Annotated in this window: 12 protein-coding genes; 6 read left to right on the forward strand and 6 right to left on the reverse strand. The window is 66.9% G+C overall.

The window, feature by feature from the left end; translation table 11 throughout:
• Window positions 1–129 precede the first annotated feature (129 nt).
• The 3 genes from DB30_RS02490 to DB30_RS02500 all read left to right on the forward strand — a co-directional run bounded on the left by DB30_RS02490 (window position 130) and on the right by DB30_RS02500 (window position 5,540).
• On the forward strand, window positions 130–1,101 hold the full coding sequence (locus DB30_RS02490; protein WP_052546333.1) for a hypothetical protein: 972 nt from the start codon (window positions 130–132) through the stop codon (window positions 1,099–1,101).
• Window positions 1,102–1,383: 282 nt separating this feature from the next.
• Window positions 1,384–3,327: a c-type cytochrome gene (locus tag DB30_RS02495; RefSeq protein WP_146657888.1), complete on the forward strand. Its 1,944-nt coding sequence runs from the start codon at window positions 1,384–1,386 to the stop codon at window positions 3,325–3,327.
• Complete coding sequence (locus DB30_RS02500) at window positions 3,324–5,540, forward strand: WD40 repeat domain-containing protein (RefSeq protein WP_052546340.1); 2,217 nt, start codon at window positions 3,324–3,326, stop codon at window positions 5,538–5,540. Before DB30_RS02495 ends, DB30_RS02500 begins: the two co-directional genes overlap by 4 nt.
• Window positions 5,541–5,558: 18 nt before the next feature.
• Here DB30_RS02500 and DB30_RS02505 read toward each other — a convergent pair whose 3' ends face one another.
• Window positions 5,559–8,684 (reverse strand): Ig-like domain-containing protein, encoded by a 3,126-nt coding sequence (locus DB30_RS02505; protein WP_146657889.1) that lies wholly within the window; start codon window positions 8,682–8,684, stop codon window positions 5,559–5,561.
• Between the two features lie 229 nt (window positions 8,685–8,913).
• Window positions 8,914–9,759 (reverse strand): GGDEF domain-containing protein, encoded by an 846-nt coding sequence (locus DB30_RS02510; RefSeq protein ID WP_052546346.1) that lies wholly within the window; start codon window positions 9,757–9,759, stop codon window positions 8,914–8,916.
• A gap of 138 nt (window positions 9,760–9,897) precedes the next feature.
• On the opposite strand from DB30_RS02510, the gene DB30_RS02515 reads away from it, so the two are divergent.
• On the forward strand, window positions 9,898–11,130 hold the full coding sequence (locus tag DB30_RS02515; protein ID WP_146657890.1) for an SPL family radical SAM protein: 1,233 nt from the start codon (window positions 9,898–9,900) through the stop codon (window positions 11,128–11,130).
• 940 nt (window positions 11,131–12,070) lie between these two features.
• Window positions 12,071–14,278, forward strand: coding sequence for a hypothetical protein (locus tag DB30_RS02520; protein WP_276204324.1), 2,208 nt, complete (start codon window positions 12,071–12,073; stop codon window positions 14,276–14,278).
• A 75-nt stretch (window positions 14,279–14,353) separates the two neighbouring features.
• On the opposite strand, the gene DB30_RS02525 is transcribed toward DB30_RS02520, so the two are convergent.
• Together DB30_RS02525 and DB30_RS02530 are read right to left on the reverse strand one after the other, a co-directional pair.
• Entirely contained in the window at window positions 14,354–14,872 is a 519-nt protein-coding gene (locus tag DB30_RS02525) for a hypothetical protein (RefSeq protein ID WP_052546349.1), read from the reverse strand.
• Window positions 14,873–14,908: 36 nt separating this feature from the next.
• Window positions 14,909–15,802 (reverse strand): STAS domain-containing protein, encoded by an 894-nt coding sequence (locus DB30_RS02530; protein ID WP_052546350.1) that lies wholly within the window; start codon window positions 15,800–15,802, stop codon window positions 14,909–14,911.
• Window positions 15,803–16,044: 242 nt separating this feature from the next.
• Here DB30_RS02530 and rlmN point away from each other — a divergent pair, with 242 nt between their 5' ends.
• Window positions 16,045–17,130: a 23S rRNA (adenine(2503)-C(2))-methyltransferase RlmN gene (rlmN, locus tag DB30_RS02535; RefSeq protein WP_165703598.1), complete on the forward strand. Its 1,086-nt coding sequence runs from the start codon at window positions 16,045–16,047 to the stop codon at window positions 17,128–17,130.
• A 28-nt stretch (window positions 17,131–17,158) separates the two neighbouring features.
• Here rlmN and DB30_RS02540 read toward each other — a convergent pair whose 3' ends face one another.
• A complete protein-coding gene (locus tag DB30_RS02540) occupies window positions 17,159–19,201 on the reverse strand; it encodes a DUF2079 domain-containing protein (RefSeq protein ID WP_052546352.1) in 2,043 nt (680 codons plus the stop codon).
• Window positions 19,202–19,203: 2 nt separating this feature from the next.
• A complete protein-coding gene (locus tag DB30_RS02545; RefSeq protein ID WP_240480149.1) occupies window positions 19,204–20,667 on the reverse strand; it encodes a 4-hydroxyphenylacetate 3-hydroxylase family protein in 1,464 nt (487 codons plus the stop codon).
• Window positions 20,668–20,676 lie beyond the last annotated feature (9 nt).

Raw genomic sequence — 20,676 nt, forward strand, 5'->3', positions numbered from 1 at the left:
GGTCCTCAGCGCACAGTCTGAACGCTGCTGGTCTCCGCGCCGAGCCCCGCCAGCGCCGCGAGTGAGAGTGCACGGCCGCGCGACCCTCAGCGCGAGACCTCACCAACGAGATCGGGTAGGCTCCCGTGCGTGCGCACGCTGATCTTCGCATCGTGTCTGGTGCCCTTGCTGCTTGGCTGCAAGGACACCCCCAAGCCCCCCTCGAAGATCGTCGCGCAGGAGGCCAAGCCGGCGCGAAAGAAGCGGGCGAAGCCCAAGCAGCCGCCGCCGACTGGCGTTCACGTCGAGATCCGCAACGCCAAGAACCGCGAGTGCCAGCGCACCTTGTGCATCGCGGGGCCGGGCGAGCTCTACAGCGAGTCCAACCGCGATCTTGGTGAGCTGTGCGCGCGCGGGCGCGGCGTGGTCCAGCGTTGCGAGGGCGAGCGCTGCGACAACGTGTGGGCCGTCGAGATGTGGCGCGAAGGGCTTGCCGGGCTGATCTCCAGCCTAGATCGCAACGGCGACGGCAAGCTCGACTCGGGCGATCCGCCGTGCGCGATCAACCTGGCCGGGTGGTCGACGGGCGGCGTCGTCGTCAGCCAGGACCTGCCGATCGCGCTCGCCGATGATCCCAACGTGGACGCCGCGCACGCCAAGATCCAACACCTGGTTGCGATCACGCCGTACTCGAACGCGTTTGGGCCAGAGTCCAAGGGCGAGCCCCTGGAGATCCCCGACAACGTGGGCAAGGCGTTCATCTATCGCCACACCAAGTCGCCCCCCGACGACTGCTCGGCCGCGTTCGAAGAGGGTCCGTGGCGCAGCCCCGCGCCCGCGTGCGGTGAGCAGACCACGTGCTTCGACTACGACTATTCGCAGGAGCCCGAGCTCGCCTACCTTGGCCGCCGGGGTGCCCGGTCGGGCGCGATGGTGGGGCACTGCAACGTGGTCGCCCTGGTCGCCAAGATCGGGCTCGACAACCTGATCCGCGGCGAAGAGAGCTTCCAGCAGCTGCTCCCACCCTACAGCGACGGGACTCAGGGTGGCCGGATCTTCGAGGGTGGGCCCGACAAGCCCGATCCGATCGTCGTGCTGCCCAACCCGATCGAGCCCGATTAGGCCAGACGTGAGCGCGAATCAGTCGACGAAGGTGTCCGCAAGCGGGCGAGGAGCCCTCGCCCGAGCTGAAAATAGCCCTGGCGCCGTCGGCAGCCCTTCCCGGATCGCGGCGGTCGATTTCTAGCCTGCCGAGGAAGCGATCGCAGTGGTGGTGCGTCGGGGTCTGGGCTTTCCGCCCTCCGCGGCTCGCCCAGATCTGTTTCAATGGAGCGCATCATGTCTCGTACGCGTCGCTGGACCCACAGGCCTCACCTTCCGCTGATGGTGTCCGGACTCGGGGCGATGGTCCTCATCGGCGTCGCGGCTCGGGCCGAGCTGCCCAAGCTCGCGCTGAAGACCGCGCCCGTGGTCGAGACCTCGCACCTCGATGGTCCGCCACGAACACCGCTTCGTCCGCCCGCTCGGACCACGCACATCGGCAGCCACGGCGGCGTGATGATCGTCGACAGCCACGGGCTGTTGGTGGTGGAGCGAAGCGCCGGCAAGCTGGTCCGGGCGGATCGCAACGCCAAGCCGGTCGCCGAGCTCGCGCTGACGCCAGGGCTTGGTGAGATCGTCCACGATGGCGCTGGCGCGGTGTTCGTGGCGGATCGCGCGGCCGGTCGGGTGGTTCGGATCAACCCCGGGGACGCGAGCGGCCAGGGCCTGGGCGTGGCCACGGCGGTCGAGCTAGGCGAGCCGCACGGCCTCGCGCTGACGCCCGATGGCGCCACGCTGTTGGTCACCGATGTCTCCGAGCACGCGCTGGTGGCCCTGCGCACCGCGGATCTCAGCCAGCGTTGGCGCGTCGAGCTGGGCCCCGAGCCGCGCGCTGTCGCGGTCTCGCGCGACGGCCTGACGGCGGCGGTTGGGTTCTTGTCCAGCGGGTCGCTGGCCTTCGTCGAGCTCGACTCGGCCGGCGAGCGCGTGCACTGGCGCGGCCTCGATCCTCGGGATCACGTGGCGATCACCGAAGAGGAGCATGGCTACGAAAGCATGGTCACCGTCGCGCGCCGCAAGGAGATGCGCAGCAAGTATCAGACGCCGGTCGAGACCGGTCGCCGCTACGCTCGAAATTTCTTCGCGCTGGCGTTTGTCGGGCACGACATGTTGATCGCCCCCCACGAGCTCGCAACCCCGCAGCTCGAGCGAATCCCCAGCCGTGATCGCGCAGACACCTACGGCGGTGGGGCCGAGTCGATCCCACCCCTCATGCATCAGCTCGCGATCATCGAGCAGCCTGGCGGGTTGGATTCTCGGGCGAGCTTCATGGATCTCGACGTGCACCAGCCCAAGGCCGTCGCCTACGATCTAGCGACCGACACCTTGTATGTCGCCGGCTATGGTGACGACGTCGTGCTAGCGATCGCCGACGTCACCCAGCAGATGCCCTACGTGGATTGGCGGGCGCAGGTCGGCGACGGGCGCTCGTGTGGGGTCGATGGCATCACCCTCGAGCAGTCCGGCAGCTTGTGGATCCACTGCGAGTTTCGCCGCCAAGCCCTGCGCTTGAACATCAACGATCCCTCGACCACCAAGGACGACGAGTGGCTGCGCGGAGCCGAGCTGACTGCCCGGGTCCGCTCCGAGCAGATCGAGCATGGCGCCGAGCTGTTCCGTCGGGGCGGCGACCCGAAGATCTCGTCCAACGGCATGATGGCCTGCGCCAACTGCCACCCCGAGGGCCGCACGGATGGTCTGACCTGGCGGCTCGGCGACTCGATCTTGCAAACCCCGATCTTGGCCGGGCGCGTGGGCGACACGGCCCCCTACAAATGGGACGGGCAAGATCCAACCCTGAGCCGCAGCCTTCGCCACACCATGGAGCGGCTTGGTGGTGGTGAACTCGTTGGCTGGACCATGCCGCTGAAGCTGTTGAGCGACGCCGAGGTCGACGCGATGATCGCCTATATCAAGAGCCTCGAACCTCCGCGGCCGCGCAAGCCCAAGGACGAGCAGGCGGTCGCCCGCGGCCGGGCCGTGTTCGAGGCCGAGGCATGCGATGGTTGCCACGCGGGCGCCAAGCTGGTCGACGGCAGCCAGCACGCGCTCGACACCACGCTTGGCCAGGTCGACACGCCTTCGCTGTTGGGGCTGTCGAATTCTCGGCCCTACTACCACGACGGCAGCGCCAAGGATCTCTGGACCCTGCTGACCGACCGCGGAACGATTCACGAGATGGCCGACACCTCCAAGCTGTCGGACGCACAATTGCGCGATCTCAACGCCTACTTGGAGTCGCTATGAACAGGCTCATCTACATTCCACTGTCGATCTTGCTGGTGGCTGGCGCCTGTCACAAGGCCGAGAACATCAACATCGTCCCAGACGACCATGGCGACAATGGCGACGTCGTCGAGGTCCGTGAAGCTCCAGTCGCCGCGCCGCGGGATCGCAGCCTCACGATCTCGCGTGGGCCGGGACACGCACCCCACGAGGTCGAGCTCGATCCGCGCGGGCAGGCAGCGTTGACGATCGACGCGCACGGCAGCGTGTGCCTGTGGCCGGCGGTTCGCTCGACGGATCCCGAGCTCGCCAGGCCCTACGTACTGCCGATGCAAGAGCCGCTGTGGATGTCGCTCGCGCAGGCCCAAGATGGCTCGTTCGTGGTCGCGCTGATCGACACCACCAACGCCGGGCAGGTCGTGGCTGTGGCGCCTGGCAAGGACGGGCGCGAGGCCAAGTTGACCCCGCTGTTTGCGATCCCGCCCGATGACCCGCTGCTCGAGCTGCACGCCCTCGACGGCGGTGAGCGGGTGTTGGCGCTGGGGGTGGATCATCGCGTGCGGCTGTATGACGCCAAGTCCGGCGCGCTGCTCTCGGTCATCGATGAGCGCAGCTTTGGCCCCTGGCAGCTGCGGGTGGCTCACGGCGCGCCCGGCCAGCCGCCGCAGCTGGCCGCGATCTTGGCCCAGCCCGTGCGGGTGCAGGCGCTCGAGCTGCGTGATGATCAGCTGAGCATCGCCAGCGAGGCCCGCGGCGTCGCGCTGGATCGGGGACCCAACCGCAACGACTTGTTGCTGAGCCCCGATGGCCAGGTCATGGCCGCGCTGCGCCGGCCCAGGTCGCGCGGGCGTGAATTTGCGATCGAGCTGATCGATCTGCGAAGCGGTGAGCGCCGGCTCGTCGCTGGCAAGACGGACTCCGTGATCCGCACGCGCATGCACTTCGCAGAGGCCGGCCGGATCCTGCTCGAGACCGGCAGCACCAGCGGCAAGGGCCTGTGGGTCGAGCTCGCCAAGGCCGAGCTGCTCGCGGATCCGGCCGACGCCGACCCCACGTCCAAGCTGGCCGAGCGCCTGTACAAGACCGCTCACGACTCGATCCCGCTGGCGGCCTCGGCCGAGCGCCGGCCCGAGTACTTCGAGCCCGAGTTTGACCCGCCGTGGGACCGCGGCGTTCGGTTTCACGCTTCGGTCGTCGCCGGGGTCCGGGTCAACGTCGATCGGGCGCCGGGCTTCGGGCGCGACTCGAACCTGGGCATCGCGTTGATCGTCGACCCGCTCGATAGCGATCAACACTTGGTGATCCGACCCGGTGTGCGATACAGCTACGCGGTCAAAGGTGCCCTCGATCACGCGGGCGCGCGGCTGGCTGTGGCCAGCGACACCACGCTCAGCGTCACCAACCTCGAAGACGGCGCGTCGGTGCTCGACGAGACCGAGCACGGGGCGGGCAGCATCCTGTCGCTGGACTTCGCAGACCGCGACCACGTGCTGCTCGTCGATGACAAGGGCCGCTTGAAGCTGTTCGACGTGGGCTCGGGCGCGCTCGTGGCCTCGACCAAGCTCGACTTCACGTGGTCGATTCAGGGCCTGGCCTATCACGCCAACGAGGCTGGCGGCGGCGTGCTGGGCTGGCGCAGCGGTCGGCCCCGCGACCCCGAGCGCCTGCTCGAGATCCGTGACGGTCAGCTGGGCAGCGTGATCGAATTGCCCCGGGACCAGCGCCCGCTGTGGCTCGAGACCCTGGATCTGAGCGACGCCGAAGCCGGGGCGCTGTTCGGCATGAGCGAGTTCCAAGCGGACGATGTCGTCGACGAGTACACCAGCGCCCGCGATGGGCGGATGTTCTACACAGAGAAGTCCGCGCGCACGCCGTTGGTGGTTCGCAGCGGCAGCGAGGACACCAGCTTTCGCCTGCCCGCTGGGCAAGGGCGCCGGCTGTTGGTCAGCCCCGAAGGCAGCAGGATCGCCGTCGTGCAGTTTCGCGACCGGCACCCGTGGGGCGAGGACCATTTGCTGTCCGTGCTGAACACCGAGACCGGCGAGCGCCTGTGGACGCTGGGATCCGATCGCCCGATTCAACACTTGGGTTGGTCCGGGGATGGGCGGCGGATGGCGATCGGGGCGACCGTCCACGACGCGGGGACGGGGGAGGTGGTCTACGCGGCGCCCGATCCCGCGCCGGTGGTCGAGCAACGCAGCGACGCCAAATTTTCCCACTACCGCGACGAGTGACCTGAAGGGCCCGGCGCCTCAGGGCACCACGAAGGTCACGCTGCCCTGACCGAACGCCGTCGTGGTCACCGCCGCCTTCACGCACTGGCCCGGGCTCAGCGTCGCTGGCCCGTCGCCGCCGCCGACGTTCGCCGTGTCGTCGATCGCCCCGTCGGGCACGACACCGTAGGTCACCGGCCCCGCGAAGCCATTGGGGAAGTCGGCCACTTGCACGACCCAATGGGCGTCGCCACCGGTGACCGGCTGCCCCGGCCCCGCGGGCGGCTGCGCGTCCGGGCCAATGAAGTACACGCCAAGTCCGTCGGGCATGTCCGAGCCCCAATCCACGATTGGACCCTCGGCGCCAAACTCCACGGTCACCGGGAGCGCCCCGGTGCTGCCCTCGTTGCACTCGCCGATCACGGTGGGTCGCGTCAGTCGCCAGGTGACGCCAGACTCCAAGAACCCCGGCCCGGCGATCGTCAAGCTGCCCTCGGCGTAGTCGGCGATACCGTCGTCGTCTTCATCGATCAGCGTGGCCTGAATCCCGGTGGTGTCGGCGAAGCTCGGGCCGATCGGGATCGGCAGGGCCGGGGTCACCAGCAAACCACCGACAACCACCGCGACGCGCTCGAGCGTGAGGTCCTCACCATAATCCAGCAGCATCTCGCCACCGCTCTGGGTCTCGACCACGCTCAGCGGCACGGCCGTGGCGATCGTATTGTCCAAGTCGAATTCCGTCGCCTCGAGGTCGGCGGTTGGCATGTCGACCGTCCACACATAGTCGCCCGCAAGCCGCAGCTGCGGCGCCGCCCCGGTCTGCAGCGGGATCTCCCAGGCGCTCGGCGCCGCGGGGTCCGGGGTCCACAAGGTCTGCTCGCCAAAGCTCTCGAAGCTGGGATCAATGATCACCGTATAGTCCTGCTCGAACGCCAGCGCGGCCTTGGGCGTGAGCTCGAGGTGGCGGGCGTCGGCGCTGAGCTGGCGGGTGACCTCGACCTCGGCCCCGCTCGCGTCGATGAGGGTGACCTTGGCGAGGTTGCCCGCGTCGTTGAACACCGGATGCGAGAACACCACGCCGATCGGCTGATCAACCGCCATTGTCGTGTTGCCGGCCCGGGGCGAGCTGGTCAAGACCATGAAGTCGCGCGCGGTGAGCTCGAGCAAGAAGCGGTCGAGGGCCGCCCGCTGATCTTCGTCTAGACCGGGATCGCCAAGGCTGCCAAACACGCGTTCGACCGCGTCGTGCAGGGTGGTCGCTTCGCCGCGCTTGAGCCAGACCCCCAAGCGATAGCTGCCAACCAAGCCGGGCACGTCGGTCACGCCCTCGGTGATGCCCTGCGCCAAGGTTGCGCGTGAGGTGGTCAGCGGCAGGGGATGGCAGGTCGCGCAGCCAGCCTCGTTCTCGTAGATGCGCTTGCCGGCCTCGCCAAGCTCGGACAAGGTCCCGTCGCGGCGCGTGAACTCGTTGGCGGCTGGCGGCGGCATGATCGACGCCAGATAGGCCGAGAGCGCGCGGTGCTCTTCGGTGGTTGGCCGCACGCCCACGTTGATGTTGACGGTGAATGCGTAGTTTTCGACGCTGCTCAAGTAGCCGTCCCAGCCGAGCGGGTAGGTGCCCTCGAGCCAGTAAAATGGCCGGCTGACCCTGCGACCAGCGAACGGACCGGCGTTCCACACCAAGGTGTCCGAGAGCCCGTCGACGTGACACGAATTGCAGGTCCAGTTCTGGGCATAGTCGCGGCCGGCACCGGTGAAGAAATACTGGCCAGCGGCGACCTCGGCGGGCCGTGGATCGGTGGTCAGCGCCAACACCTGCGGCGCGGCGTTGGCCGGCGAGATCGCGGTGAGCGAGCTGGCCTGGGCGCCATGGGCATACACCGTGTCGCCGATCGCCGTCAGGCTGCGTGGACGACCCAGGACCTCGACGCGGTCGAGCTCGGCCAAGGTCTCTGGGTCGAGCGCGATCGCCAGATCAGAGGACTCGGCGACGACCCACAGTTGGTTGGCGGCCAGCGTGATCGCGTGCAGGGCGACCGCGTAGCCGCCCGAGCTTGGCTGTCGGCTCAGATCGGCGCGCTGCAGCTCGTCGCCGGAGGCGGCGTCGAACATGGCGATCTCGTACATGAAGCTGGGCTCGTCGATCGCCGAGAGGTTCGCCTCTGTGTCGTTGCGCAGCCGGCTCATGTACAGGCGCTCGCCGTCGGGTGCGAGCGCGAGCGCGGTGATCGTGGTGCCAACATCGAGCCACCAGTCAACGACCTCGCCAGCGGCGGTGTCGATCACGGCGACGTCGCGCTCGTCCTCGACCGAGTCCGCCTCGTAGGGGAACCGACCTGGCTGACCCGAGCGATGGCTAGCGACCCACAGCATGCCTTCATCGGCCGACAGCGCCATCGCGAGCGGGCTGCTGCCGACCTCGATCCGAGCGGTGCGAACGCGGGCCTCGAGGTCGACCACCGCGACCGCGTTCTCGCTCTGCAGCGCGACATAGGCCTGCTTGCCGTCTGCGGTCACGATCACGTTGGCGGGCTCGTCACCGACCCAGATCGCGTCGACCAAGCGCTTGGTCTCCACATCGATCAGCCCCAGCGTGTCGGCCCCGCGCTGGGCCACGACCGCGAACGTCATCCCCTCCACCCACGCGATCGAGACCGGCCACGGGCCCACGTCGATCTCATCGAGGACCGCCAGCGTGCTGGGCTCGACTCGCGAGACTGTGGGTGACTGCGCATTGGCGACCCACAGCTCGTCACCGACCGCGGTCAGCGAGTTGGCCGGATAATAATTGAGGTTGTAGAAGGCGCGGTCGCTGGCAGGAACGACCTCGAGGTCCAGGGTCTCATCGCCGCCCGGCGCCTCGGCCAGGCTGAAGCGGTAGTGGCCCGCAACCGTGGGCGTGATCCGCCAGATCCCGTCCTTGCCCTCGACGATCGGATCGGTGCTGGACTCGGGGCGCTCGACGACCGTCCAGCGCAGCTTGGCGCAGCTCGGGCTGGCGTCAATCACGGGGAGGTAGAAGGTCTCGCCGGCCACGAAGCGCGCGGTCGCTTGGGCCTCGAATCGCTGGGTCAGGCACAGATCCGCGCTGGGCTCGAAGCACGCGAACAGGCCGACGGAGCTGGCGAGAGCAAGTATAGATAGATTGTTCAATGTTTGCTTCATGTCGATGGCCTGTGACCTTCACGCACCCGTACACGTTCGGGGGCGGTCTATGGCACAATGTATACAATGTTCAAACAGAGTTTGTAAGCCTGCCCGCGGGTGCTGGCTCACAGACAGCTTTGTACAAGGTTTGCCCGAGTGCGCGACGTGGGCCCAAGGACGAGCGCCCGCAGCTGCGCATATATCGCCTGCGAGGGTGTTCCGCGCAGTGGTAGTGTGGTCATTCGACTCAGCGCGAGGCGAGGCGCACTTCGCCCTTGCCCGCGCGCTTGACCTCGTACATCAGTGCGTCGGCCTGGTGGAGCATGGCGTCGGCGGACTCGGGCGGGGTGTCGAAGCAGGCCACGCCGATGCTGAATCCGATCGGGTACGAGGTCTGTGCGGGGATCGTGGCGAGCGCACGGTCGAGCTTCGCTACGACCAGCTGGGCCGCCTCGACGCCTGCGCCGGGTAGCAGGACCGCAAACTCGTCGCCGCCGAGGCGCGCCGCGACATCGGTGGCGCGCAGGTCCTGGCCCAAGCACTGACCGATGCGGACCAGCAGGGCATCGCCAGCGCTGTGTCCGAACTGGTCGTTGACCGCCTTGAAGTTGTCGACGTCGACATAGATGACGCTCAGCGCCTCGGCTTGGCGTCGGGCACGGAAGATCTCGCGCTCGGCGGCTTCGTGAAACGCGCGGGAGTTCGAGAGGCCGGTGAGCGAGTCGACGCGGGCAAGCTCGCTCGCGGCCCGCAGCGCATCTTGAAGGCTGGATAGGATCAGGACGAGGGTGACGAACACGCCCAGCCGCGTGAGGGTGTTGAAGGCCAAGATCCAGTCGGCCGAGTACGCCATCCCGCCCAACGCCTCGGCCACCAGCCACGCCCCGCCCGACAAGCTGGCGACGAAGAGGCCCAAGCTCCGACCCGCACACCAGGTGACCAAGACGATCGGCAGAAAGTAGAAGATCGAGAACGACAGCTCGGCGCCTGTCAGGTAGTCGGCGGCGCACACCCCGATCGTCAGCCCGATGCCTGCGACGAGCGCGGGGCCCGGGGAGAGGGCGAGGCCCTTGCTGGTTGGCGGTGACGGCACGTGGCGGTGATCTTGGGTTCGAGCGCTGCGGCCAGCAAGCCTATCCCAACCCGTGATGAGGCGCCTGCGTGCGGGCAAAAAACCTCGTGAGCTGTTGCAGCGCGCGCGAGCCGTTTTCCCGGCTCTTGGGTGGCATTCGTGGGCAAGTGCACCCGGAACTGCAGCGTCGCCGGAATTGCGGCATGCTCGGCCAACGTGGATCTGCGTGACTACCTGTTGGCGCTGATGCAGCCGCTCGCGCCAGGCGACGAGCTCGAGTCTGGTCTGCGCTTCACCAGCGCGTCTACGGAGCTCGGTCTGCGCCTGACCTTCCTCGTTGACGAGCGCGACGAGGTCCACGTCGAGGTGGGACCGCGCGAGCTCGGGCTGAAGTACGCGGCTCGCAGCGAGCGCTTGTCGTTTGCGTACCGCGACGGTGGTGCGGATCACGTCGACCAAAAGCTGGGCTTTCGCGTGTGTCAGACGGTGGCTCGCCACGTTGGCGCGCGCGAGGCCGAGGTGCTCGAGCGCCTGTCGGTCCACACCGAGACCACGGACACCCAGAGCGCCGCGCGGATCCGGGAGATCAACAGCACGCGGCTGCTCGAGCTCGCGGGGCTGCCAACCGAGCGCTTCTACACGCTCAGCCCCTACCTTGGCTGCCTGATCGGGTGTCGATTTTGCTACGCACAGTCGCGCCTCGATCCAATGCGTGCGCTGCTCCGACTTCCGCAGATCCCCTGGGGGTCCTACGTCGACGTGCGGATCAACGCTCCAGAGCTGCTTGAGCGCGAGCTGCGAGAGCTGCCGCGTCACGTCATCAAGTTCTGTCCGATCGTCTCGGATCCCTATCAGGCCGTAGAGAAGCGGTTTGAGCTCACGCGCCGCTGCCTGCAGGTGATTGCGAGCGCCGAAGATCCGCCGCCAACCCTCATCATGACCCGCTCAACCCTGATCCTGCGCGATCTAGAGCTGCTGCGCGAGGTCCCGCATGCGTGGGTGGGTGCGTCAATTCCAACCCTCGACGACGAGGTCCGCAAGCACTTCGAGCCCCGGGCCGCGAGCGTTCCAGAGCGACTGGACATGCTGCGCCAGTTCAAGCAGGCCGGGGTCCAGCGCTGCGTGGTCGTACAGCCGATGCTCCCCGGCGATCCCATCGCGCTCGCCAACGCCCTCGCCGAGGTCGTCGACTCGGTGAGCATCGGGGTGTTGCGCGGCGAGATGGGGGCAAAGCAAGACTTCGCGGATCCGCGGTTTTCGCATGCGCGCGATGAGGACTGGCAGCGGCAAAAGGCGTTTGCCCTGCGCGACGCGCTCGAGGATCGCGGCGTGAACGTGTGGGTCAGCGAGCTCCCCCCCGCGATCAGCGATTGGAAACCGGCCACCGCTTGATTGAGTGGTGTGGTCACCAGTAGCGTGTTTGGGATTGGGTCGTGACGCGGGCGGGTCCGCGCTGCGTGGATTGAGCAGAGTTGCTGGAATGCGACAGAAGTGAAGGTATTGAGAATCAAACTGGTCGTTTTGCCAGTGGGTGTTTTGACCACATGTGCTGAAGGTTGCGAGCGGCAGAAACCCGAGTTTGGCTGCGGGCTTCACGTTCTAGTCGTTTTTGTCCAGCACGGCATGTGTCGTTCCCGCTGGTCGAATCCGCACAAAACCGCGAATTCGCGCAGCGTGCTCCGCCCATCCCAATGCCAGTGCGCGCGGGCGGTGAGTGGTACGAATTAGCCGAAAATGGAGCTAGTCAGTCCAACTGTTAATCGGTACACTTCGCGGGATGGTACATCGCCCGCTGTTGCTCCCGATCCTGTCGGCTACGTTGCTCTTCGCAGCGACCTCCACTGTGGCTCGAGCAGCGCCCCCGGCATTTACCGCATTCGAGAGCGGCCAGGTACGTCCGCTGGCGCTCTCACCCAATGGCAAGCGCCTGTTCGTGGTCAATACCCCGGACAATCGACTCGAGATATATAAGGTAAAGAAAAGCGGTCTTCAGCACCAGGCGTCCGTGCCCGTCGGGCTCGAGCCGGTCGCGGTCGCGGTTCGATCAAACAATGAAGTCTGGGTCGTCAACCATTTATCCGACAGCGTGAGTGTGGTCGCCGTGAATGGGGCGGTTCCGCACGTGCAGCGCACCTTATATGTAGGCGATGAGCCAAACGATATCGTGTTTGCTGGCCCTGGCGGGTCACGTGCATTCATCAGCGCAGCACACCGCGGCCAAAACGCGCCTTTCGATCCACAGCTGACCACGCCCAGCGTCGGTCGAGCCGACGTGTGGGTGTTTGACGCCAACAACCTGGGTGCCGGGCCAGGCGGTACGCCGCTGTCGATCGTGAACCTCTTTAGTGACGTGCCGCGTGCGCTCGCCGTTGATGCTTCCGGTACCAAGGTCTACGCGGCCGCCCTGAACTCGGGCAACCAAACCGCGATTGTCCCGCTGGCGCTGGTTCCCGACACGGGTGAAGCCAACGGGGGGGTCCCGCTGCCCAACGTCAACCACGCCGGGGCCCCCGAGCCGGACATGAGCCTGATCGTCAAGTTTGATGGTGACCACTGGGTCGACGAGCTCGGGCGGGTCTGGGACGACCAGATCAGGTTCAACCTGCCCGACAAGGACGTGTTCGTGATCAACGCCAGCGCGCCCGTGCCCGCGCTGCTGCCGGGCGACGCTGGATTCTTCGCCCATGTTGGCACCACCTTGTTCAACATGATCGTCAACCCGGTCAACGGGAAGGTCTACGTCACCAACACCGAAGCGCGCAATCATGTCCGGTTCGAGGGGGTGGGCACCTTCGCCGACACCACAGTGCGCGGTCACCTCGTCGACAACCGGATCACGGTGCTCGATGGCGACGGCGCCCACCCGCGCCTGCTCAACAAGCACCTCGACTACGACAGCGGCTTTGAGCCAATCGGCAACGCGGATTCGCAGCTAAGCGTGTCGCAGCCGTTGGGCATGGCGATCACGGGTGACGGCGAAGTGCTCTACACGGCGGTGCTCGGCAACGACAAGGTCGCCGTCTACTACACCGCCGAGATCGAGGACGACATGTTCTACCCGGACGCCGTCGACCAGATCCCGGTCAGCGGCGGCGGGCCAACGGGCGTGGTCCTCGACGAGGCCAACGATCGGCTCTACGTCATGACCCGGTTCGACAACGGCATCTCGATCGTCGACACGGAGTTGATGGAGGAGGTCGACCACCTCTCCATGCACAACCCCGAGCCGGACTCAATCACTATCGGGCGCCGCATGCTCTACGACGCCGCGTTGACCTCGAGCCGGGGCGATCAGTCTTGCGCCTCCTGCCACATCTTTGGCGACAAGGACGAGCTCGCGTGGGACCTTGGCGACCCGGACGGCGACGTCACCCCGACGCCCAGCAACGCCTTGACCACGCTTGGGGTTGGCGACGTCGACTATCACCCAATGAAGGGGCCGATGACGACCCAGAGCCTGCGCGGGCTCGACAATCACGGGCCCATGCACTGGCGCGGCGACCGAAACGGGAAGGACCTTGGCCCGTCTGTGCAGCCCGATGGGGGCGCGTTCAGCGAGGTGGCGGCGTTCAACACGTTCAATGTGGCGTTTGTCGGCCTGGTCGGGCGTGACGAGGAGCTGACCCCGGCCCAGATGCAGGCGTTCACGGATTTTCAGCTGCAGGTGATGTACCCGCCCAACCCGATCCGCGCGCTCGACAACACGCTCAACGCCGATCAGCTCGAGGGCGAGGAGTTCTTCAACAACGCCCTGGCGTTTAACAACGCCTTCGTCGACGGCGTGGACTTCACCTGCTCGGACTGCCACGTCATCGATCCGCAGGGCAACGCGGAGTATGGGGTCGAGCGACCCGGGTTCTTCGGTGGCGACGGCCAGCTCATCCACGCCGAGTTCTCGCAGACCTTCAAGACCCCCCAGCTGCGCAACCTCTACACCAAGGTCGGCACCTTCGGGTTCCCGGACGGCGACCCGGTCTTCAACTCGCCTGGCACGGTGTACTACGACCCGAGCCATCAGGGCGATCAAATCCGTTCGTTTGGCTTCACCCACGACGGCTCGAAGGACACGCCCATGCGCTTCTTCAACGCCTTCGCGCTGACCCCCACCGGGTTCCTGGACTTCGAGAAGATGCGCAAGGTCGCCGAGTTCATCTTTGCGATGGACTCGAACCTCAAGCCGATCGTCGGCCAGCAGGTCACGCGCACCAAGCACAACGGCGCACAAGTGGCGGCGCGGATCGATCTGCTCACGGCGCGGGCGGACGCGGGCGAGTGCGAGCTGATCGCCAAGACCCGCCTGGGCCCGATCGAGCTCGGCCTCTACTACAGCGGCGGCGGCTACACGACGAGCTTCGCGGCGCTGCCGGATCTGTTTGAGGCCCAGGTCTTGGCCATGGCCAAGTGGACGCCGGTCACCTTTACCTGCGTACCGCCTGGCTCGGGTGAGCGGCTTGGGGTCGATCGTGACGGTGATGGCCACCGTGACGGCGACGAGCTGATCGCCGGCAGCGATCCGGCCGACGCCTGGGACACCCCGTAGGCTCTGGCGGTCCGGCGATCGTGTTCGCAGCTCGGGCGAGGCGTCTCGCCCGAGCTGAAACACCCAATCACCAGGTCACCAGCTCACATAGTAGGTGCAGGCTGGGTCGCCATTGTCGATGCAGCCGTCGGCGTGCTCGATCAGGGCCCGGGCGCCGTAGCGTGAGCAGGAGCCCTCGATGATCCCGATGTGGAGCGCACACGGGAACTTGGGGCTGAACTCCAGCATCGCGCTGTGATCGTCGTCGATCGTGCAGCTGATCTTGCCAACGTTGGGCCCGCGGGCGTTGAGCCGGTAGGCGTGGTCCAGGCTCATCAGCAGGGTCTGGATACCGTCGATGTTGGGCGGGAACTCGGCGGTCTCGACCATCTTCTTGCCGACCTCCATGATCGCCCCGCGGCCCACTTCGGCCTCGATCTTGAAGTACAGCGCGCTCGCCCAGCCAAAGTCGTACCAGCGCTCTGGATCGATTTGATCCACGCCAGCATCGGACAACAACTTATTGATGATGGCCTCCGAGTGCCCGAGGGCGAGGATGAACGAGTTGAGCGCGGCCCCGTTGTATTCCTGTTTGTCCATGGTCATCTCGGTCATCTCGGTTCTCCTGGTTCTCTTGGTTCTGGCGAGCATCTAGCTGGTTGGAAGCGGCGTGATCTTCAAGCGTTGGAGCTTCAGCGCCCGCGCCAAGCCGTCTTGCAAGGTGGCGAGGGTCGGGATACCGGTCAGATCGACGCCGAGCTGGACGATCGTCCTCGCGTTCTGTGGTGACATGCCAACCAAGATCGCGGCGGTGCCCAGCAGCCGGATTGTTCGAGCGAGGCGGATGATCAGCTGCGCCGCCGCGGTGTCGAACACCGGCACACCCGAGATGTCCAAGATCGCGGCTCGGGTATGCAGCCGAGCGATCTCAAGCAACAGCTTCTCTGTCAGCATCTCGGCCCGAAGCGTGTCGAAGGTGCCGATCAGCGGTACGACGAGGATGCCCTGCACGACCGGAGCGATCGGCGTGGACGCCTGACGAATGAGCTCGAGCAGCTGGGTCTTCTCTTCGAGCGCGACCTCGAGCTCGGCGAGCTGTGACTCGAGCCGCTGAACGCCGAGCTGGGCGGCCTCACGCTGAATCTTTTCGTCGCGCCACGCCATGAAGCACGTGGTGCAGACCACGATCAGCTCGAAGAACCAATCTTCGACCCCCAGGCGAAGCTCGGTTGCTTCGGGGGTGGCACTCGAGGTCTCGCGCACCTGGGCGCGAAAGGTCTGGGCGAAGAAGCGCAGATCCGCGAACGTGAGCCCGTTGGGCGCGAGCTCGAGGACCAGCGCGTGCACGAACGCGCGAACGCCCTCGCGCTGGTTCGCGGCAAGATCCTGCACGAGCGCGGTCATGGCTGACTCCACGTGGGCGCGGCAGACCTTCGGGCCGACCCGACGGAACGCGCTCGCGGCCCGCTTGCCCAGCCGCTCGCTCACTGCTTCGATGATCTGCGCGTGCGCAGCGGTGAGCGGAGTGAGCGAGGGGATCTGCATGGGAGGCTCACCAGCTGACGGCTGGGTGCATCGTGGTTCCAAATACCGCGTACTTCATATCGTAGGCGCGGGTCGGGGGTCCAGCGTTCTCGCGCGCCGTCGCCGTGGCGTCCGGCCCGCGAGCCTCGAGTCTCACCCAGCTTGCGGGCTCGTGAGCGTTTGTTAACTCTGGGCGCCGCGCGATGATCCCAATTCGCAACTCAGCTCGCACCGAAGCCCAGCGCGTCGGTCCCTCGGGCTCGATGCTCGAGCTCCTCGGGCAAGTCGCGGAAGCGAGCGCCGCCACGACGCAAGCGGCGTTGCCAAGCGCGTTCGCGTTGCTGCCCGAGCAGCTCGAGGCCAGCGGCTGTCCCGGTTCGGCCACGAACGCGTTCCAGAAGCTGCAGCGCCCGTGGACGTGGAGTCACGTCGAGCCCCCACTTGGTCAGGCGGCAGCTCGGTGGTTGGTCGAGCACACCGATCTGCGGCTGCCGCAGGTCGAGCGCGAGGTGTCTGCGAGCGACGGCACGACGCGGGTGGTCTACCGCAGCGGCGGCCAGGCGTTCGAAGCCGTGCACATGCCTCGCGACGTTCGGGCGCCGCGGGTGACGATATGCATCTCGTCGCAGGTTGGCTGTGGCATGGGGTGCACGTTCTGCGCGACCGCGAGCATGGGCCTGATCCGCAACCTGAGCGCGGGTGAGATCGTCGGCCAGGTGTTGGCGACGATGCATCGGATCGGGCCCAAGACATCAAACCAGCTGTCGCTGGTGTTCATGGGCATGGGCGAGCCGCTGCACAACGTCACGGGCGTGGTCCAGGCCATCCAGACGCTGTGCCACCCCCGTGGGCTGGGGCTCTCGCCGAAGCGGATCACGGTGTCGACTTCGGGCGTGGTCAAGGGGATCGAGGCGCTCGCCCGCGCGCCGCGTCGGCCCCGGCTCGCGCTCAGCCTCAACGCCACGTCGGATCCAACCCGAAGCTCGATCATGCCGGTCAACCGCAAGTGGGATCTCGCCGAGCTCCGCGCGGCCTTGGACCGCTGGCCGTTCGAGGCCCGTGAGCGCGTCACGATCGAGTACGTGATGCTCGCCGGGGTCAACGATAGCGACGCTGACATCGAGCGACTCGTGGCGTGGCTCGACGGCCTGCCGCACATGCTCAACCTGATCCCCTTCAACCCCCACCACGCGGCGCCCGGCCTGCGGGCGAGCTCGCCCGCGCGCATCAGCGAGTTCTCGGCGGCGCTGCATGCCGCCGGTTGCCGGGTCACCGTTCGCGTCAACCGTGGCCGCGACGTGGCGGCGGCGTGCGGGCAGCTGGTGACCGGCGTCGGCTCTGATCGGTGATGGTGCCGGCCGGCCGACCCGGGACGGCTCAGCCCTGCTTGGACTTCTTGGTCTTCTTGGTCTTCTTGGACTTTTTGGGCTTCTCGACTGGCAGCGGCACGCTGGGGTCCCGCTTTAGCAGCACCAGCCCAGTTGGGTGCTCATCGATCACGATGTACGCGCCCGAGGTCTCGAGCGGCTTGACGTCGATCAGCGAGGGTCCGCTGCGCCGCCGCCGGGCCCGATCCACCAGCAGATAGTCGAGTCCGCGGGCGTCGGCGTCGGGGTACTTCTCGATCATCGCGCGCCCCGACAAGTGCGGGACCAGGTGATCCGTGGCCGCGACCGAGGCGTCGGGGGGGATCGCGTCGGCGGCCTGGCGAAGCCACTCGTAGCGGGCCGCGGCCTCCTCGTCGTAGGTGCGCACGAGCGTGTAGTAGCCAGCTTGGAAGCTGTCGTTCTCGACCAGGCCGCCGTACTTCCACGACACCAACACCGACATCATCGCGCAGCCCAGCGCGCCGGCCCGGGCGAACTGAACCTGCGTGGCGGCGAACCGAGCCAGCGCGGGGCTCTGGGCTGGATCGGCCAGCACCAGGGGCACCAGCACGAACGCAAACGGCGTGTGCAAGGTGACGTATTGAAAGTGCAGCGAGAACAGGGCCGGCTTGGTGCCGAGCAGGCAAAACCCAAGGCCGTAGACCAGCAGCACGCGCCCGGGCCGGGCGAAGAAGGGCAGCACCAACAGCGGGCCAAAGCAGCGCGCGAGGTACAGCAGCTTGTCTTCGGTCATGACGCTGCGCAGCACGAACACCGGGTTGCTGATCAGCGAAGCCAGCAGCTCGCTCACGCCGCTGCGGCCCTTGGGGATCAGGTAGCCAAAGTAGGTGCTGTAGCCGTAGCTGTGGTCGGTCGACTCCATCAACAGGCCGGCGTCGGGCATCATCGCCAGCTTGACCACGCCGAGGTACGCGATCGAGGCCAGGATCGTCAGCACGCCCACGCGCCCGCGCCCCGTCACCAGCGCGTAGACGCCCAGCGCCGCGCTGAGCAGCGACATGTCCTCGCGGACCAGCAACAACAGCAGCAGCGTGACGGCGTAGGACTTGCTCGCGCCGGTCTCGAGCAGCAGCACGGCGGTCATCAGCAGCGGGATCGCCAGGCTCAGCGAGTGAAAGTCGTAGAGGTTGGCGCCCTGGATGCCCGGATGCGCCAGGTAGCTCACGACCAACGCAAACCCGGCCCAGTGACTGCTCAGCTTGCGCACGACCAGCAGGTACAGCGGCACCGCACCCGCCGCGATCCACACCGTCTGCAGCACGATGATCGTGTGGGCGCCGGGGCTGATCCGGTAGAACGGGGACAGCAGGATCAGGATTGGATCAAAGTGCGCGGCGAGGTGGGTGTCGCCCTTGACCAAGGTCGAGCGCAGCCCGTTGCCGTGGCTCGCGTTCCAAAACAGGTTGTCGTAGATGCCAAGGTCATGGGTGGAGGTGGTGAGGTTGTAGTGGTGCAGCAGGGCCAGGCGCGAGATCTGGAAGATGTAGAATCCAACGGCCAGCGTGCTCAGCAGCGCGGGCGCGTGGACCTGCCACAGCTTGGCGGGGGGGCGCTCGCGGGTGGGGAGCCGGTAACACCAGACCACCAGCACGCCGGTTGCAAACCCTGCCAGCGCGAGGGTGAACCACGGGTTGCTGGTCTCGAGCTTTGGAGTGGTCAGCGCCGCGATCGCCGGGAGCATCAGCGCGAGCACACCGTGCCGCAAGCAGCGATCGATGGTCTCGCCCAGCCCCGGTGTGGCATCCGTGGTGTCGGCGGGCGCCTGGCGCTTGGCCCGAAGATGGACGGCGGCGATCCCCACCAGCGCCAGCGCGATCGAGACCACCACCGTCGCCACGATCGAGTTGGTGACCTCTGCCTTGACGCGATTGTCGGCCAGCGCGGTGAGCGTGTCGCGGTTCCGCAGCATCCACCACGCGTAGCCAGGGGCCGCGCCACAGGCCAGCACACCCCCAACCCGGGCCCGCTGATCCCACGACCACGAGCCCGCTTTCGCCAGGGCGTCGAGGACCGCCAGCGCGCGCGCCTTCACGGCTAGGGCTCCTCGATCTGCGCGAGCCGCTTGGCGAGCTGTTGCTTGAACTCTAGCTGCATGCCGCGGGCGATCTGGATGCGCTGGGCCTGCGGCGATCCTGCGCCGTGCATGGACTCGGTCAGGTAGCCGACCGCGTTGCGGCCAAGGGTCATGTTCTCGATCAAGCGCAGGATCTTCCAGCGGTCGCGCACGTCGACGTCGTCGCGGGTCTTGAGAAATTTTTCGAGCAGAGCCCCGACCGCATCGGACTCGAGATCCGCGGCCGAGGGCAGGGTTGCGACCAGACCCCCGGCCAGATCCTGGGCCAGCCGCCCCAGCTCGTAGGGCAGCTTGGTCACGTGGTGCTTGCACACGTTGGCCAGCATGTCGTCGTTGAGGTACGCGCCCGAGGCCGTAGGCTTGGCTTGGTGGGACGAGGCGATCCCGGTCCCGTAGATGGTCTCGTTGAGGTGGGTCATCTCGACCAGCTTGTCGCGGATGTGCGAGGCCTTGGCGACGCCGTTGTAGTCCGCGACCGTTGCCGCCGCGCCGATCAGCACGTCACCGACCCCGGTCTTGCACACGTAGCTGCGCCGGTGATAGCAGGTGAAGCGCTCGACCAGCATCGAGGCGAACTCGACCTCGCCGTTCATGAACACCCGCTCCCACGGAATGAACACGTCGTCGAAGATCACCAGCGCCTCTTGGCCCGCGTACTGCGGGTTGCCGCGGTCGAGGGTGCTGGGCTCCATGCTGCGGGTGTCGCAGGACTGACGCCCATAGATGTACGTGATCCCCGGGGCCTCGACTGGCAGCGCGCCGATCACCGCGTAGTCGCGGTCTTCGGGGCCCAGGCGCATGGTTGGCATCACGATCAGCCAGTGCGAATTAATGCACCCAGTCTGGTGGGCCTTGGCGCCGCGGATCACCACGCCTTCGTCATTGCGCGCGACCACCCGCAAGAACAGGTCGGGATCGGTCTGCTGATGCGGGGCCTTGCTGCGGTCGCCCTTGGGATCGGTCATCGCCCCACCGATCACGCAATTGCGCGACTGGACCATCTTGATGAACGCGCGCAGGCGGGCGTGATAGGGGGTCGCGTGGGCTTGGTCGATCTCGAAGGTCACCGAGTACAGCGCGTTGAGGGCGTCCATCCCCACGCAGCGCTGAAAGCAGGTGCCGGTCAGCTGGCCCAGCTTGCGCTGCATGTGGTTTTGGTCGACCAGGTCCTGGGCGCTGTGAGCGACGTGCAGGAACCGGTTGACCCGCTCGCCCGTCAACGAAGAGATCGCCGTGGCCAGCTCGGGCTCGCGCAGGGCCAGGTCATAGGTCTGCGCGACCGCGTTGATCGAGGGCCGAATGATCGGGTGGTCGACCGGCTCGTCGACCCGCTGACCGAGCAGGTAGACGTTGAGATCGCGGCCGCGGAGGCTGTTGATGTAGTCATCGCCGCTGCGCAGCGGCCAGCTCGCTTGCTCGGTCAAGGTCGAGCC

Source organism: Enhygromyxa salina, from assembly GCF_000737335.2.
In the GTDB taxonomy this organism is placed as follows: Bacteria; Myxococcota_A; Polyangia; order Nannocystales; family Nannocystaceae; genus Plesiocystis; species Plesiocystis salina_C.

Excerpts from the sequence above, each read along its gene's own strand:
- DB30_RS02495 (WP_146657888.1), top strand. The coding sequence starts at position 1,384 with ATGGTCCTCATCGGCGTCGCGGCTCGGGCCGAGCTGCCCAAGCTCGCG.
- DB30_RS02500 (WP_052546340.1), top strand. The coding sequence starts at position 3,324 with ATGAACAGGCTCATCTACATTCCACTGTCGATCTTGCTGGTGGCTGGC.
- DB30_RS02505 (WP_146657889.1), bottom strand. The coding sequence starts at position 8,684 with ATGAAGCAAACATTGAACAATCTATCTATACTTGCTCTCGCCAGCTCC.
- DB30_RS02525 (WP_052546349.1), bottom strand. The coding sequence starts at position 14,872 with ATGACCGAGATGACCATGGACAAACAGGAATACAACGGGGCCGCGCTC.
- DB30_RS02530 (WP_052546350.1), bottom strand. The coding sequence starts at position 15,802 with ATGCAGATCCCCTCGCTCACTCCGCTCACCGCTGCGCACGCGCAGATC.
- rlmN (WP_165703598.1), top strand. The coding sequence starts at position 16,045 with ATGCTCGAGCTCCTCGGGCAAGTCGCGGAAGCGAGCGCCGCCACGACG.